At 68.8% G+C, this 15,424-nt stretch carries 18 protein-coding genes; 7 read left to right on the forward strand and 11 right to left on the reverse strand.

Translation table 11 applies throughout. From position 1 onward, the window contains the following. Window positions 1-17 precede the first annotated feature (17 nt). Entirely contained in the window at window positions 18-554 is a 537-nt protein-coding gene (locus tag AC5P9I_RS05725; protein WP_049467103.1) for a carboxymuconolactone decarboxylase family protein, read from the reverse strand. 106 nt (window positions 555-660) lie between these two features. Here AC5P9I_RS05725 and AC5P9I_RS05730 point away from each other — a divergent pair, with 106 nt between their 5' ends. Further along, window positions 661-1,542: an AraC family transcriptional regulator gene (locus AC5P9I_RS05730; RefSeq protein ID WP_049467101.1), complete on the forward strand. Its 882-nt coding sequence runs from the start codon at window positions 661-663 to the stop codon at window positions 1,540-1,542. 195 nt (window positions 1,543-1,737) lie between these two features. Here AC5P9I_RS05730 and AC5P9I_RS05735 read toward each other — a convergent pair whose 3' ends face one another. The 8 genes from AC5P9I_RS05735 to AC5P9I_RS05770 form a co-directional block, all read right to left on the reverse strand. Then, on the reverse strand, window positions 1,738-2,295 hold the full coding sequence (locus tag AC5P9I_RS05735; protein WP_049467099.1) for a TetR/AcrR family transcriptional regulator: 558 nt from the start codon (window positions 2,293-2,295) through the stop codon (window positions 1,738-1,740). Between the two features lie 4 nt (window positions 2,296-2,299). After that, window positions 2,300-3,832 (reverse strand): MFS transporter, encoded by a 1,533-nt coding sequence (locus AC5P9I_RS05740; protein ID WP_130767988.1) that lies wholly within the window; start codon window positions 3,830-3,832, stop codon window positions 2,300-2,302. 167 nt (window positions 3,833-3,999) lie between these two features. Continuing rightward, on the reverse strand, window positions 4,000-4,746 hold the full coding sequence (locus tag AC5P9I_RS05745; protein ID WP_049467095.1) for a hypothetical protein: 747 nt from the start codon (window positions 4,744-4,746) through the stop codon (window positions 4,000-4,002). Continuing rightward, window positions 4,746-5,363, reverse strand: a complete 618-nt coding sequence (locus AC5P9I_RS05750; protein WP_049467093.1) for a DUF3299 domain-containing protein — start codon at window positions 5,361-5,363, stop codon at window positions 4,746-4,748. Before AC5P9I_RS05750 ends, AC5P9I_RS05745 begins: the two co-directional genes overlap by 1 nt. After that, entirely contained in the window at window positions 5,353-5,904 is a 552-nt protein-coding gene (locus tag AC5P9I_RS05755) for a DUF3299 domain-containing protein (RefSeq protein ID WP_049467091.1), read from the reverse strand. Before AC5P9I_RS05755 ends, AC5P9I_RS05750 begins: the two co-directional genes overlap by 11 nt. A 2-nt stretch (window positions 5,905-5,906) precedes the next feature. Next, window positions 5,907-7,160 (reverse strand): ABC transporter permease, encoded by a 1,254-nt coding sequence (locus AC5P9I_RS05760; RefSeq protein WP_049467090.1) that lies wholly within the window; start codon window positions 7,158-7,160, stop codon window positions 5,907-5,909. Continuing rightward, on the reverse strand, window positions 7,153-7,833 hold the full coding sequence (locus AC5P9I_RS05765; RefSeq protein ID WP_223017323.1) for an ATP-binding cassette domain-containing protein: 681 nt from the start codon (window positions 7,831-7,833) through the stop codon (window positions 7,153-7,155). Before AC5P9I_RS05765 ends, AC5P9I_RS05760 begins: the two co-directional genes overlap by 8 nt. A gap of 11 nt (window positions 7,834-7,844) precedes the next feature. Next, complete coding sequence (locus tag AC5P9I_RS05770; RefSeq protein ID WP_049467086.1) at window positions 7,845-8,378, reverse strand: ZrgA family zinc uptake protein; 534 nt, start codon at window positions 8,376-8,378, stop codon at window positions 7,845-7,847. 32 nt (window positions 8,379-8,410) lie between these two features. On the opposite strand from AC5P9I_RS05770, the gene AC5P9I_RS05775 reads away from it, so the two are divergent. Then, entirely contained in the window at window positions 8,411-8,884 is a 474-nt protein-coding gene (locus AC5P9I_RS05775; protein WP_495223792.1) for a MerC domain-containing protein, read from the forward strand. Between the two features lie 564 nt (window positions 8,885-9,448). On the opposite strand, the gene AC5P9I_RS05780 is transcribed toward AC5P9I_RS05775, so the two are convergent. Continuing rightward, on the reverse strand, window positions 9,449-10,351 hold the full coding sequence (locus AC5P9I_RS05780; protein ID WP_049467081.1) for a LysR family transcriptional regulator: 903 nt from the start codon (window positions 10,349-10,351) through the stop codon (window positions 9,449-9,451). A gap of 118 nt (window positions 10,352-10,469) precedes the next feature. On the opposite strand from AC5P9I_RS05780, the gene dkgB reads away from it, so the two are divergent. The 4 genes from dkgB to AC5P9I_RS05800 are packed head-to-tail and all read left to right on the forward strand — an operon-like array spanning window position 10,470 to window position 13,510. After that, window positions 10,470-11,273: a 2,5-didehydrogluconate reductase DkgB gene (gene dkgB, locus AC5P9I_RS05785; RefSeq protein ID WP_049467080.1), complete on the forward strand. Its 804-nt coding sequence runs from the start codon at window positions 10,470-10,472 to the stop codon at window positions 11,271-11,273. 11 nt (window positions 11,274-11,284) lie between these two features. Further along, complete coding sequence (locus AC5P9I_RS05790) at window positions 11,285-12,232, forward strand: TIGR03571 family LLM class oxidoreductase (protein ID WP_049467078.1); 948 nt, start codon at window positions 11,285-11,287, stop codon at window positions 12,230-12,232. A gap of 19 nt (window positions 12,233-12,251) precedes the next feature. Next, the gene (locus AC5P9I_RS05795; protein WP_088476347.1) at window positions 12,252-13,190 is read left to right on the forward strand and encodes a cyclase family protein; all 939 of its coding nucleotides are present in this window, start codon (window positions 12,252-12,254) and stop codon (window positions 13,188-13,190) included. Then, on the forward strand, window positions 13,187-13,510 hold the full coding sequence (locus AC5P9I_RS05800; RefSeq protein ID WP_049467076.1) for a MoaF-related domain-containing protein: 324 nt from the start codon (window positions 13,187-13,189) through the stop codon (window positions 13,508-13,510). The genes AC5P9I_RS05795 and AC5P9I_RS05800 overlap by 4 nt, the downstream gene beginning before the upstream one ends. 19 nt (window positions 13,511-13,529) lie before the next feature. On the opposite strand, the gene AC5P9I_RS05805 is transcribed toward AC5P9I_RS05800, so the two are convergent. Continuing rightward, a complete protein-coding gene (locus tag AC5P9I_RS05805; protein ID WP_049467074.1) occupies window positions 13,530-14,483 on the reverse strand; it encodes a LysR family transcriptional regulator in 954 nt (317 codons plus the stop codon). A gap of 106 nt (window positions 14,484-14,589) precedes the next feature. Between AC5P9I_RS05805 and AC5P9I_RS05810 the strand changes: the two genes are divergently transcribed. After that, window positions 14,590-15,333 (forward strand): SDR family oxidoreductase, encoded by a 744-nt coding sequence (locus tag AC5P9I_RS05810; protein ID WP_049467311.1) that lies wholly within the window; start codon window positions 14,590-14,592, stop codon window positions 15,331-15,333. The last annotated feature ends 91 nt before the right edge of the window (window positions 15,334-15,424 follow it).

A 15,424-nucleotide genomic window follows, 5' to 3' on the forward strand; every position in this document is an offset into this window, starting at 1 on the left:
GCCCGGCCGCTCACCGCTCAGCGCAGCGCCACCTTCGGGAAGTCCACCGGCACGTCGAACGCCACATTGACGTAATTGGTGAACAGGTTGAGCGCCACATGCGCGAGGATCTCGACGATCTGCTCATCGTCGAAGCCGGCCACCCGCAGCGCCTGAACATCGCCGTCGGCAATCTGCGCACGCTGCTCGACCACCTTCAGCGCGAATCCCAGTGCAGCGGCGGTCGCCGGGTCACTGGACTGTCCGGTCTGCGCGGCGGCCATCTGCTCACTGCTGGCGCCGGCCTTGCGGCCCAGTGCGGTGTGCGCGGCCAGGCAGTACGCGCAGGCATTGCGGTTGGCGATGGCCACGGCGATCTGCTCGCCCAGCAGGGGCGACAGGCGACCACCGCCCAGCGCGCCGAACGAACCCCACATGCTGTGCAGGGCGGCCGGCGAGTTGGCCACGGCGCGGAACATGGCCGGGGTGGCGCCGAAGGCGGCGTGGACCTGGCCCAGCAGGGCCTGGCGGTCGGCGGTGGTGTTGGCGGCATCGATCAGGGGGACACGGGACATGGTGGATCTCCTTGGAAACGCGCCCGGAATTGGACGACCCGCTCATCCTAGGTAGACTCGCTGGACGCATCCTGCGCTATTCGCCACACCTGTTGCCCTATCGTCCATGACTGCGCCCACTGACGTCGCCACGCCCGATCGCCTCTCCACCCTGCTGGAACGCTTCCGCGTGCAGGCCGCGCTGTTCCACAGCGGCCCACTGTGCGGGCGCCATGTGTTCGAGCCGCAGCCCGGTCGTGCGTTCCTGCACATCCTGCGCCAGGGCGAAATGGAGGTTCGCCATCGCGAGGGCGATACGACGCTGCCTCGGCTGAAGATCGACGCGCCCAGCCTGCTGCTGTATCCGCAGCCGCTGCATCATGTGTTCTTCAATGCACCGCTGGATGGCCCGGATTTCACCTGCGCCACGCTGGACTTCGACGGCGGCGCGCGCAATCCGATCGTGCAGTCGCTGCCAGCGGTGATGGTGGTGCCACTGGCGGCGATCGGCGAACTGGACGACACCCTGCGCCTGCTGTTCGCCGAGGCCGATCGCCGGCGCTGCGGCTCCCGGCTGCTGACCAACCGCCTGTTCGAGGTGGCGCTGATCCAGGTCCTGCGCTGGGTGGTCGATCATCCGGAGGCGGCAGGCGTCAGCCACGGACTGATGCGCGGGCTGTCCGATGCACGACTGGCACGCACGCTGGTGGCGATGCACCAGGCGCCGCAGGAGGAGTGGACGCTACCGCGCATGGCGTCGACCGCCGGCCTGTCGCGCAGCGCGTTCGCGGCAGTATTCAAGGAGGTGATGCAGGCGACGCCGGCCAGCTACCTGCTGGACTGGCGGCTCAGCCTGGCCTGTACGCAGCTGCGCGCAGGTGTGGCGGTCAAGCAGGTGGCGATCGACGTGGGGTTTGCCGATACCGCGTCGCTGTCGAAGGCGTTCCGCAAGCGGCTGGGGGCATCGCCGCGGGCGTGGTTGGCCGCGAGCGCCTCGCAGGCCGGGTAAAGGGATGAGGGGTAGAATCTACCGCTGGTCGACTATCGCGCGACGCGCGGAATTTTCCTGGCCTGACCGAAGGGCAGCCGACCAGCGGTCGGCTCTACCACGGGCGATCGAAGCGGCATTTCCGTGGCCTGGCCGGAGGGCAGCCGACCCGCGGTCGGCTCTACCACGGGCGATGTCTGCGCGCCGGCGGGCCGCTCAACTGGGTGTTCCGTCAGGCTTCGCCAGCAGCCCGGCGATGCGCTCGGCGACTCGCGCGCGTACGCCTTCATCCAGCTGGCCTTCGTACATCGCCTCGTAGATCCACAGGCCATCGGCAGCCAGCCGCGCCACGAAATTGTCGAGCGCTGTCGCGTCGTCGCTGCCGGCTTCGGGTGCGGACGGCGCCCAGCGTCGCACTACCGGCCCCCACGGGCGCTCCTCGGCATCGGGGTCGCCCGATTCCAGCATGAACATCAGTTCGGCACGGGTGGCGCTCTGCGCCGACACGCGCACGAAGGTCTGGTAGCGCTCCAGCGCCGATGCCTCATCTGCACGCTTGCCCAGCAACGCTTCCATCGATGCTTCCCAGGCCTGCACCAGGTGTTCGTCGATGCCGCGGAGCAGCGCCTCGCGCGACGGAAAGTGGTACAGCAGGCCGCCGCGGGTCAATTTGGCCTCGGTCGCCACCGACTCGAAGGTCACCGCTCGCACGCCGTCACGATTGATCACGTTGACGGCGGCGTCGAGGATGCGCTCCCGCTTGCTGGTTCTCATGGCGTCATTTTACGCGATCGGCGGCGCCCTCGCGGCTGCCGGCCCGGCCACGCAGCAGGCCCGCGATGATCGTCGCACCCAGCGCCAGCGCCGCGGTGATCACCAGCAGCACGATCTGGTAGCCACGGTCATACGCGGCTGTGGCCAGCGCGAACCACTCGCCCTGCCCGCCTTCGCGCGCCGCGTGCAACGCCTGGGTGAAGCCTTCACGCGCCAGCGCCGGCATGTCAGCCGAAACCGGCAGGAACACGCCGTACATCGCCGCGCTCAGGCTGCCCAGCATCGCCACCGCCAGCAGGCCACCGAACTCGTAGGACACCTCTTCCACCGACGAGGCCATGCCCGCCCGGTGCGCCGGCACATTGTTGAGGATGGCCGTGGACGCCACGGAGATGGCCGCGCCCATGCCGAAGCCGGTGATCGCCATGCCGGCGATCACCCAACCGAGGCCGTGCGGGAAGCCGAACGCCACCACACCGACGCCGAGCGCGCCCGCAGCCAGTCCGCCGCAGATCAATGGGCGCAGGCCGACCCGATGCAGGATGCTGCCGCCCAGCAGCGCACTGGGCAGGCTGCCCAGCGCTGCCACCGACACCAGCAGGCCCGCCTGCAGCGGCGTGAAGCCCGCCACCAGTTGGAAGCGCTGGGTGGTGACCAGCTGCAGGCCGGCCATCGCAAACAGGGTGAACACTGCCGACAGCGTGCCGGCCAGGAACGCCGGATTGCGGAAGATCGCGACGTCCAGCAGCGGGTACCGCAGCAGCTGCTGGCGGCGCGCGAACGCCGCACCAGTGATGACGGCCAGCAGCAGCGCGCCTGCACCCAGCGCATACGACGGCGGCGTAGCAATCAGCGACTTGATTGCCAGCACCAGGCCGGACAGCGCAGCCAATGCCAGAACTGAGGACACCAGGTCCCATGGCCGCGAGCGGTCGCGCTGTCCTTCCGGCGCCAGCAGCAGCGTGGCCACCAACGCCATCACCACCACCGGCACGTTGACCAGGAACACCGAGCCCCACCAGAAGTGCTGCAGCAGCCAGCCGCCAATGATCGGGCCGAGCGCCGCACCGACGATGGCCACCGAACCCCAGATGGCGATGGCGATGTTGCGTTCGCGCGCTTCGTGGAAGCTCAGGCCGATCAGCGCCAACGTGGCCGGCATCATCGCGGCCGCGCCGACCGCCAGCAACGCGCGTGCGGCAATCAGCTGCGCTGCGGTGTCGGCGAACGCTGCTGCCAGCGAGGCGACGCCGAACACCACCAGGCCGATCAGGAACATGCGGCGGTGACCGATGCGGTCGCCCAGCGTGCCCGCGCCCAGCAGCAGGCCGGCCATCACCAGCGGATAGGCGTTGATGATCCACAGCGCCTGGCCGGCACTGGCCGAGAGTTCCTCGGTCAGGGTGGGCAGTGCGGTGTAGAGCACGGAGTTGTCGAGCGTGACCAGCAGCAGGCCGGCGGCGACGGTGAACAGCAGTGCCCAGTGGCGGGCACGCGACAGGGCCGGAGCGCCGGCCAAGGGCTGGGACAAAGCCATGGGAGAACCTGGTGGGGGTGGAGTACGGCCATAACTATACCGGATATCCTGTACAGTTATGGTCATCAAAGCCCACCGATTCAGCTTTTGTAGAGGCGGGCTTGCTCGACTGCGCCGCCAGCCAGGCATGGCCTGGCTCTACTGAAACGGGCTCTACTGATGAACGTTTACCGGCAGTCCTCCGGCAGCGCGGCAATCGCCGACACCACCGCGTTCTGCATGCCCTGCCCCACGGCGGCGTCCAGTTCGCCGCCGATGCCCCCATGCTGGCGCCGCAGCTCGTCCTCGCACAGGCCGCGCACCCGCGCACGGGCATTCGCGCGCAGGCTGCTGCACCGCCAGTCGGTGCCCCCCAGCGGCAGCACCGAATACACCACGCTGTTGCAGGCGTTGCCGGCGCGCTGCTGCAACGGCAGTCCACCGAAATCCCGCGGCTCGCTGCTGCGCTGCGGGTCGAAGTAGCTGTCCGGGAACGTGCGCGCGTACTGTTCGATGTCCACCGCCATGCTGCGCCCACCGGCCAGCGGCATCTGCAGCGGCTGGCCGCACTGGGTCGCGTCGGCGCGGTGCTGGATGTACTGGTAGATCGGCCGGTCCAGCGATGGCTCCTGCTGGGTCACCGCACTCACCGACGCCAGCACCGGTAGCGATGCACGATTGGCCATGCGCGCCAGCAGCCCCGCCTGCGCAGGCTGGCAGCGGTCGCGCACGGTTGCAGCGAGCAGGAACAGCACGTCGTTGCGGAACGCGTGATCGTCGCGCAGGCGCTGTTCGATGCGCTGGCTGGCGTCGGTGGCCGTTGCCGGAAACGCGACCGCCGGCGGCGCGGTGGGTGCGCGCTGCCGCTGCCACAACGCCAGGAGCACGATTGCGCCCAGCAGCGCCGCGGCAACCAGGATCCAGCACCGGCGCATCAGTTGCGGATCGCCGTCAGCGTGGCCGCCGCAGCATCGTAGGACGCGCTGGCGATGTCCGCGTCGAAACGCTTCACCTGCAGGCGGCCGACGAGCCGGTACGGATCCCACAGATCACCCAGCGCGATCGGCGTGGCCAGGGTCACGTGGATGATCTGGTTCGGCGGCGGTGGCGGCACGTGGATGCAGGCCCCATAGAACGGCACGAACAGCAGTTCATCGACCAGGCCGGCATCGTCGGTGCCGAGCGGTACCACGTAGCCATCCAGATCCACCGCGCGACCGTCGACAGCATCGACCACGCGCGAAGAGCCGAACTGCCTGGCGCGATCCGGGCTGGAATGGTCGATCTGCTGCCCCGGCGGCGTGCCGGAGCCGGTGTCGTCGATCAGCCCCCCCACGCCGTCCATGCCACCGCGCGACAGGCCGATCTGCGGCGGCGGGCGCTGATAGGTGACCTCGTCGGGCCGCAACGCATCCCAACGGTCGATGGGGCTTTCGGCCGTGGCGGAGGGCGCGGGTTTGTCCTGCGGCGTGACCGCCACGGCATCGGCGCCCGGTGACGTGCAGCCTGCCAACCAGACGCATCCAAGCAGCAACACAGCGCTACGGTTCATAGGGCCTCAGCTGGGCATCGCGCATGGTGTAAGCAGAACCGGCCAGATCATCATCCAGCCGTTCGGCACGCAGGGTGCCGGCCAGGAAGAATGGCGAGTACATGTCCGGCATCTCGATCGACTGCGGCAGCACCACGTGCACGATCTGGTTCGGCGGCGGCGGTGGCACGTGGATGCAAGCGCCGTAATACGGCACGAACAGGAATTCGGTCAGCCGCCCGTCCTGCGCGTTGGCCAGCGGTACCACGTAGCCCGGCAGGCGTACCGGTCGCTGCAGCACAGCAGCCACGGTACGGAACGTCCCGAACTGCGGCATGCGCCGGTTGCCGCTGTGCTCGACCTCCGGGCCCTCGCCCCGCTCCAGCGCGGCCAGTTCGTCCTTGGGCATCATCTGCAACCAGTCCAGCTCCTGCTCTGCCGCGTCCGCAGCGTCAGCGCGGTCGACAACCGGCGAAGGTGGCAAGGCCTGCACACCGGAATCCACCGGCCGCTCGCAGGCGGCCAGCGCCAGCACCATCGGCAATGGCCGCATCCAGCGCATGCTCAGCCTCCCGGTGACAGGCCATCGGCCAGCGTGCGCCGGTAGGCCAGCAATGCCGGCACCAGCCCGGCGACCGCACTGATCGCCAGCACGCCTGCCACCCAGGCCAGCTCGCGACCGTCCGGCCAGACATGGGTGATCGACAGGCCAAAGTTGGCCAATACCCAGCCGCGCCCTGCAAGGCTGGCGACCACCAGCAGTGACAGGGCCAGCACACAGGCCAGCGCACTGGTCGCCACCGCTTCCACCACCAGCAGGCCGGCGATGTAGCCCGGCCGCGCCCCGGTGGCACGCAGGATCGCCATCTCGCGCCGCCGCTCCTGCAGGGTCGAGACCAGCAGCGCCACCAGCGAGACCATGCCCAGCAGCACCACCATCGCGCTGATCAGCTGCAGCGCACGCTCGGCGGTGCCCAGCGACTGCCACAGCTGCTGCAGCGTCACGCCGGGCAGGATCGCCAGCATCGCCTCGTCCGGATACTCGTTGATCCTGCGCTGCACCGAGAACGTGGCGATGCGCGAGTTCAGGCCGAGCATGAAGGCGGTGATGCTGGTCGGGGTCAGATCCAGATGACGCGCCTGCTCGGCGCTGACGCGCTGGCTGCGCAGCTGCACGCCCGATCGCCAGTCGACATGGATCGCCTCGATGGCCGCCAGCGAGACCAGCAGCGACGAATCGACCGGCGTGCCGGTGCGCTGCAGGATGCCGGCAACACGGAACGGCTTGTCGGCATGCGTGGCCAGGGTGACCGCACCGGTGCCGTGCGCCAGCACGATCGCATCGCCCAGGCCGACCTTCTGTGCCTGCGCCACCTCGGCACCGATCACCACGTCATACAGATCATCGAACCGCCTTCCGTTCGCGAACGCCAGCGCATGCCCTGCGCCGTAGCGATAGTGCTCGAAGTAGCCACCGCTGGTACCGACCACGCGGTAACCGCGCCACGAATCGCCCAGCGACAACGGCACTGACCACTTCACCTGCGGCAGCGCCGACAGCTCCTGGTAGGACTGCCAGGACACGTTGTTGGTCGGGTCGCCGATATGGAACACCGAGTACAGCAGCAGGTTCACCGGCCCCGAACGCGCACCGACAATCAGGTCGGTGCCCGACACCGTGCTGGCGAAACCTTCGTGCGCCTGCGTGCGTACGCGTTCGACACCCAGCAACAGGACCATGCTGAGGGTGATGACCAGCATGGTCAGGCCCACGCTCAACGCGCGGCTGCGCAGGCTGGCCCAGGCAAGCTCAAGCATGGCCGGCACCTGCCTGGTTGATCTCCGACAAGGCAATCGTGCGGTCGAACAACGGCTGCAGGCTGTCGTCATGGCTGACCACCAGCACCGTGGTGCCGGCCGCCTGGCACTGCGCAGACATCAGCTGCAGGAAGGCGGTCGCCGCCTCCCGGTCGAGCGCCGAGGTCGGCTCATCGGCCAGCAGCAATGCCGGGCGACCGATCAGCGCGCGTGCCGCTGCCACGCGTTGCTGCTGGCCGACACTCAGCGTACCCGCGCGCCGCTGCATCAGCGCCGGGTCCAGCTGCAGGGCCTGCAGCAGTCGCGCGATCTCGGCATTCAACGGCCCGCTGATGCGCGCGCTGCGCAGGCGGGAGAAACGCAGGCCCAGCGCGATGTTGTCGCGCACGCTGAGGAACGGCAGCAGGTTGAACTGCTGGAAGATCACGCCCAGGTGGTCAGCGCGGAATCGATCCCGCGCCGCGCCGCGCATGTCCTGCAGTGCGTGGCCTGCCACCTCGACACGGCCTTCTCCAGGCAGCAGCACACCGGCCAGCAGGCCCAGCAGGGTGCTTTTGCCGCCACCGCTGATTCCCCGCAGCAACACGCTGCTGCCCTGCTCGATCCACAGCCGCGGCACATCCAGCACCCGCCGCGCGCCGTAGCCGAACTGCACGCCCTCCAGCGCGATCATCGTCCGCAGGCTCACGGCGCCAGCACCACGCGCAGGTTGTCCGGGGTCAGCACGCTGCGGCTCTGGCCGTGGGCAGTGGCGCTGTTGACGATCACTTCATGCAGGCCCGGGAACAGCACGGGCAGGCGCACCACGATGGCGCGCAACTCGGCGGGCTTTGCACAGTGGTACTGCAGCGTTGCGTTGAACCCCGCGTGCCGGTGCTGACCTGGCGGCGGCGCGACGGCGGTCGCGTCGAAGCCCTCGGCCCTGGCATCGTTGCCTGAAAGGCGGCAGCCCGCGGCGGTGGGCAAGGTGACCCAGCTACCGCCCTGCAGCAGCGCAGTCGCACGCGCCAGCGCAGCCTGCTCGGCTGCATTGGCCGGCGGCCGCTCGAAATCGAGGATGCCGATGCCGGGGGCCTGAAGGCTGACGTCGAGGGATTGCTGGTCAAGCGCAAGATCGACCGTGGCCTGGCCGTGCACGTGCGCCCCCAGCTGGCGGACGTCATGGGCCTGCGCGGCGCTGACGGCCAGCAGCAGGGAAAGAGCAGCAAGACGCTTCATGGGGAAGGCTCCAATTGTTACTATGTAACATTATGGACCACATCCCCACGACGCCCGCAAGGGCCTTGGCCCAGTCGCCAACTTCGGCACGCTGGCACCCCCGCTTCGATCTTGCCGGCGCCTGGCTGTCGCTGGCCTGCGGCGCCCACTGCATCGCCCTGCCGCTGCTGCTGGCCTTCGTGCCGGCCGCAATGATGGCGCTGCGCTCGTTCCAGCACCCCGGCCACGGGGCGATGACGTTGCTGCTGGTGATGTCGCGCTGGGAATGGCTGTTCGCGCTGCTGGCCTCGTCGCTGGCCCTGGCCAGTACGACCGCTGGGGTGCACCGGCATGGACGCTGGCAGCCCCTGTGGTGGGCGTGCATCGGCGCCGTCCTGCTGCTGTCAGCCTCGCTGTCCCTGCCGCTGAAGGAATCGCTGCTCTGGCACGGCGTAGCGACGGCCATGGGCGGTGCGCTGCTGGCATGCGCGCACATCGCGAACCGGCGCACGCTGCACAAGCGATAACGCCGGCCAGCGGCCGCACCCAACAGCTGATACGCAGTCGGTAGTGCCGGCCGCTGGCCGGCAACCCCGGGGTCCCTTCAGCCGGCCAGCGGCCGGCTCTAGCCCTCCGTGCATGGGCCAACCAACAGCTGATAGGCGTGGGTAGTGCCGGCCGCTGGCCGGCAACCCCGGGGTCCCGGCAGCCGGCCAGCGGCCGGCTCTACCTGTCCGTGCATGGGCCACCCAACAGCTGATACGCAGGCGGCAGTGCCGGCCGCTGGCCGGCAACCCCGGGGTCCCGCCAGCCGGCCAGCGGCCGGCTCTACCTGTCCGTGCATGGGCCACCCAACAGGTGATATGCAGTCGGTAGTGCCGGCCGCTGGCCGGCAACCTCGGGGTCCCGCCAGCCGGCCAGCGGCCGGCTCTACCCCTCCGTGCATGGGCCACCCAACAGGTGATACGCAGCGGCCGGTTCTACCCCTCCGTGTATGGACCATGCAACAGCTGATACGCGTGGGTAGTGCCGGCCGCTGGCCGGCAACCCCGAGGTCCCGCCAGCCGGCCAGCGGCCGGCTCTACCGTCCCTTATTCGTCGAACGGGCGCTGCCCCAGCGTCTGCGTCACGTGGTCCACGAAACAGGTGATGCGCGCGGCCAGCGCGGTGTTGCGGTAGTACACCGCATTGATCGGCTGCCGCACGTCCTGCGTCTGTTTGCCGAACAGCTGCACCAGTCGGCCCTCGCGCCGGTCCTGGCGGGTCAGAAAGTCCGAGAGGCACGCAATGCCGAGCCCGGCCACCGCCATCTGCCGCAGCGTCTCGCCACTGGATGAAGCGATCGCCGGCTCGATCACGAAAGGCCCGCCATCGGCATCGTGCAGCGGCCACTCGTTCAATGAACTGGGCTGGGTAAAACCCAGCAGATCGTGCTTGCGCAGCTGCTCCACGCGTGTCGGCGTGCCATGCCGTCGCAGGTACTCGGGACTGGCGACGACGCGGATGCGGCTGTGGCCGATCGGCCGCGCATGCAGGGTGGAATCGCGCAGCACGCCGATGCGGAACGCCACGTCGGTGCGCTTTTCGATCAGGTCGGTGATGCCCTCGTTGGAGTTCAGCTCCAGCTCCACCTGCGGGTAGCGCTCGCGGAAGCCCTCCAGCAGCGGCACGATCACGTGCAGCATGAACGGCGTGGCCGCGTCCACGCGCAGGCGCCCGACCGGCTGCAGCCGCCGCGCCGCCATCTGCTCCTCGGCCTCGTCCACCGTGGCCAGGATCGTGCGCGCGTACTCCAGGAACGCCGCGCCCTCTTCGGTCAGTTCCAGCCGCCGCGTGGTCCGCCGCAGCAGGGTGGTCTGCAGCTTGTCTTCCAGCCGCGCCAGGGTGCGGCTGGTGGCCGAGATGGTCAGCTCCAGCGCCTCGGCCGCCGCCGTGATCGAGCCGCCATCGACCACCGCCACGAAGGCCTTCAGCTCATCCAGGGTGGTTTTCATTATTTACCTCGCCGCAAAAGCATTTCCCGTATACACGGCTTAATCAACAAATGTAAAGCGCCCACACTTCGCCCTGTCACGAGCCCGCCGGCTCTCAACCAAGTCCCTGGAGTCCATCATGAGCGTTCCTTCCTTTGGCGTCGGCACTTTCCGCCTGACCGGCCAGACCGTCATCGACTCGGTGCGCAACGCCCTCGACGTCGGCTACCGGGCCATCGACACGGCGCAGATCTACGGCAACGAAGCCGAGGTCGGCCAGGCCATCGCCGAATCCGGCGTTCCGCGCGACCCGCTGTTCCTGACCACCAAGATCTGGGTCGACAACTACGCCGCCGACAAGCTGATCCCGAGCCTGCGCGACAGCCTGGCCAAGCTGCGCACCGACTACGTCGACCTGCTGCTGATCCACTGGCCGGCGCCGGGCAATGGCGTTGAACTGCGCGAGTACATGACCGCGCTGGCCGAAGCCAAGCGCCTGGGCCTGACCCGCCAGATCGGTGTGTCCAACTTCAACATCGCGCTGACCCGGCAGGCCATCGAGGTGGTCGGCGCCGACGAGATCGCCACCAACCAGATCGAACTGAGCCCCTACCTGCAGAACCCGGCACTGACCGCCTTCCTGCAGGAACAGGGCATCGCCGTCACCTCCTACATGACCCTGGCCTACGGCAAGGTGCTGAAGGACCCGGTGCTGGCCGGCATCGCCGACAAGCACCAGGCCACCGTGGCCCAGGTCGCGCTGGCGTGGGCACTGCACCTGGGCTATGCGGTCATCCCGTCCTCGACCAAGCGCGAGAACCTGGCCAGCAACCTGCTCGCACAAGACCTGCGCCTGGATGCCGACGACATGGCCGCGATCGCCGCGCTTGACCGCAACGGCCGCGAAGTCGATCCGCCGGGCCTGGCCCCGGCCTGGGACTGAGGAGCCTCGCCATGGGCAGTGCGTTGGCGCGGCTGCAGGCCGGTGGTTTCAGCATCGGCATCGAAGCACCGCTGGACAATGACTGGACGCCACTGGGCGAGCAGGCACGACGCGCCGCGCGACGCCGGCCCGGCGAACCGGACCTGCAGCGCCATGCGGAACTGGCACGGTTGGCCGACCGCCTCGGCTTCCGTGCGCTGTGGGTACGCGACGTGCCGGTGTACGACCCGGCCTTCGGCGATGCGGCGCAGGTGTTCGAGGTATTCAGTTACCTCGGCTACCTGGCCGGCATCACCAATGACATCCTGCTGGGCACCGGTGCGGTGGTGCTGCCGATCCGTGAGCCGTTGCTGACCCTGAAGTCGGCGCGCAGCGTGCAGCGGCTGAGTGGTGACCGCCTGCTGCTGGGTGTGGCCAGTGGCGACCGCCCGGTGGAGTACCCGCTGTTCGGCCGCGACTTCGACAGCCGCGGCAGCCGCTTCCGCGAGCAGATCGCACTGCTGCGCGAAGGCGCCGCCGCGAACCTGCCGCAGGGCCTGGATGTGTTGCCCACGGATGGCCCGGCCCTGCCGTTGTTCGTGGCCGGCCTGGCCCAGCAGCAACCGGCGTGGATCGGCCAGCACATGGACGGTTGCCTGGCCTACCCGGGCACGCCGCAGGACCATGCGCAACGCGTGGCGGCCTGGCGCGCCGTGGCCGGCAACAAGCCCTATGCCAGCTTCATCCACCTGGATCTGCTGGCCGATGCTGATGCCCCGGTGCAGCGCTGGCGCTTCGGCCTGCGCGGCGGCCGCAACGCCCTGCTGTCCGAACTGAATGCCCTGCAGGCCGCCGGCGTTGACCACATCGGCCTGCAGTTCCGCCGCAACGAACGGCCGTTGGCCGAGACCTTCCACGAAATCGCCGAGTACGTGCTGCCGCACTTCCCGGCCCATGCCGGCGCCGCCGCGGCGGCCTGACCGTTACCGGAGCTTTGCCATGAAGATGAAGACCCTGGCCGCGCTTGCGTTGGCTACCCTGCCGCTGTCTTTCCAGGCCACCGCCGAGGACTGGTATCCCTCTGCCTATGGCGCCAACGATGAGATCGGCGCGGCCAACCTGCTGACCGCGGACGTGGTCAAGCGCGCGGTCTCGCTGGTCAGGACCGGCAAGACCTATCCGCTGGCGGTGCCGGTGGACAAGAACCTGCCCGCGTTCCGCCACCGCAGCTTCCGCCTGTACAACGTGCAGGTCGGCCAGCAGGCCGGCAGGTCGCTGGGCCCCAACAGGTTCACCTTCAACGATGAACTGGTGAACGCGTGGACCGGCGTTGGCACCCAGCTCAACGGCATCGGCCATATCGGCATCGACAACGTCTACTACAACGGCAACAAGGCCGCCGACTTCGTCACCGTCGACGGGGTGCGCAAACTCGGCGTCGAGAAGGTGCCGCCGATGGTCACCCGCGGCGTCGTGCTGGACATGACCGCGTACTACGGCAAGGCGATCGTGCCCGGCGGCACCGAGTTCACCGTGGCCGACATCCAGGCCGTGCTGAAGAAGCAGGGACTGAGCCTGCGCAAGGGCGACGTGGTGCTGTTCAACACCGGCTGGCTGGAACTGATCGGAAAGGACGACAAACAGTTCCTGGAAGTGGAACCGGGTATCGGCATGGAGGCCGCGAAGTGGCTGGCCGACCAGGGCATCGTCGCCTTCGGTGGCGACACCTGGGCCTCGGAGGTCTACCCGAACCCGCACGGTCCCGAGGAGTTCCCGATCAACCAGTACATGCTGGCCAAGCGCGGCATCTACAACCTGGAGCTGATCGACAGCCGTGCGCTGGTGCGCGACAAGGCCTGGGAATTCCTGTTCGTGCTCGGCCAGCCGCTGTATGTCGGCTCGACCCAGGTCAACATCAACCCGGTGGCGATCCGATGAGCGCCGCCTCCGCCCTGCCGTTGTTCGCCGGCCGTCGCTTCCGCGTCCGCTATGACGGCCTGGCCGCCGACAACGTCTACAGCGCCGATGGCCGCCACGTGCAGTACGCCATCGTCTCCGGCGCCTATGCCGGTGCGCAGGGCGAAGCCGCCTGCCAGTGGCAGCAGGTCAGCGAAGGGGTCTATGCCATTTCGTGGCAGGAAGCCGATGGCGCAACGGTCGTGCATGTCGATGACTTCGTCGGCGGTCGTTCGCTGGCCTGGTTCACCGCCACCGATGGCAGTTTCCATCGCATGCAGGGGCCGCTGCACGCGCTGTGATGCCGGCCAGCGGCCGGCACTACCGCGTGCGGTCGGACGGCTTCGCGTGCTGCTTCGGTAGTGCCGGCCGCTGGCCGGCAACCCCGGTCTGCTCGAACACCCCGACCACCCAGTCGATGAAGACCCGCAACCGTGGCGATGGCGTGCGGTTGCGCGGGTAGATCAGGCTCAACGGGCTCGGCGTCGGCGGCGCCTCCGGCAACAGCTCGACCAGCTGCCCGCGCGCGATGTACGGGTCCATCCGGTAGCGGGGCGCCTGGATGATGCCCAGGCCCGCCAGCGCGGCGCCGAGGAACGCATCCGCACCGGAGACACGCACCCGTGCAGGCAGCGGCACGTAGTGCACCTGCCCGGCCTGCTGGAACTCCAGGGGAATCAGCTGGCCGGTGGCGCTGGAGCGATAGCCGACCATTTCATGCCCTTCCCGCAGGGACGCGATGCTGCCGGGCACACCCTTGTCCTGCAGGTAACCTGGCGCGGCCACGGTGACCTCGCGCAGCATCGTCAACCGGCGCGCCGCCAGATCGCTGTCGGCCAGCGTCCCCACCCGCAGCGCCGCATCCACGCCTTCGCGCAGCAGGTCGACATAGCGGTCGCCTTCGCTGACCTCCAGTTCGATCTCCGGGTAGCGCTGCAGGAATTCCGGCAGATGCGGGAACAGCAGGTGCCGGCCCAGCGTGCCATGCACTTCGATACGCAACGGGCCGCGTGGCGGCGCATCCCGGAACGCGGCCTCGGCATCGTCCATGTCGGCGATCAGGCGCAGGCATCGCCCGTAGAAGGCTTCACCTTCCAGCGTCGGCACCACCAGCCGCGTGGTCCGGTGCAGCAGGCGCACGCCCAGCCGCTGTTCCAGCGCCTTGATCGCGTCGGTCACCGTGGCGCGCGGCAGCCCGAGGTCCTCGGAGGCGCGGGTGAAGCTGCGGCGCTCGACGATACGGACGAAGGCGCGCATGGCCGTGAAGCGGTCCATTGTTCGGCTATCCGGATGATGTTGGCGGATTATGCAGGATTATCCGAACGTGCGATGGCGCGAAGATGGTCCTGCGTCGCTCCGGCGCGTCCCCGTGGAAGCCACCATGACCCTCTCCCCCGCCCGCTCTGTCGCCCTGGTCACCGGCGGATCGCGTGGCATCGGTGCCGCCATCTCGCGTCGGCTGGCCGCCGATGGCCACGCGGTCGCGATCAACTATGCGGGTCGCCGCGACGACGCCGAAGCCTTGGCCGCCGAACTGAACGCCGCCGGCGCGCAGGCCATCGCGCTGCAGGCCGATGTGTCCGATCCGCAGGCGGTGCGGCAGCTGTTCGATGCCATCGAAGCCCGCTTCGGCGGCATCGACGTGGTGGTCAACAGCGCGGGGGTGCTGCAGCTGGCCCCACTGGCCGATTGCGACGACGCCCTGTTCGATCGGGTGATCGGCATCAACCTCAAGGGCGCCTTCAACGTGCTGCGCGAAAGCGCGCGACGGGTGCGCGACGGTGGCCGGCTGATCACCCTGTCCACCAGCGTGGTTGGCATCAGGCTGGAGAACTACAGCGTGTATGCGGCCAGCAAGGCGGCGGTGGAGACGATGGGCGCGATCCTGGGCAAGGAGCTGCGCGGGCGCAACATCACCGTGAACGCGGTGGCGCCGGGCCCGACCGCCACCGATCTGTTCCTGAACGGCAAGTCGCCGGAGCTGATCGAGCGGCTGGCGAAGATGAACCCCCTGGAGCGGCTGGGTACGCCGGACGACATCGCCGGCGCGGTGGGGTTCCTGGCGGGTGCCGATGGCGGATGGATCAACGGCCAGGTGCTGCGCGCCAACGGCGGGATGGTGTAGATCGCGCGAGCGGCATCCACGCCTGGCGTGGATCTACCTGGGAACCCGTGGCGGTTGATCGAATCCACGCAGGACGCGAAGCCCCTGTAGA

Source organism: Stenotrophomonas sp. YJH_SMC_29, from assembly GCF_059371235.1.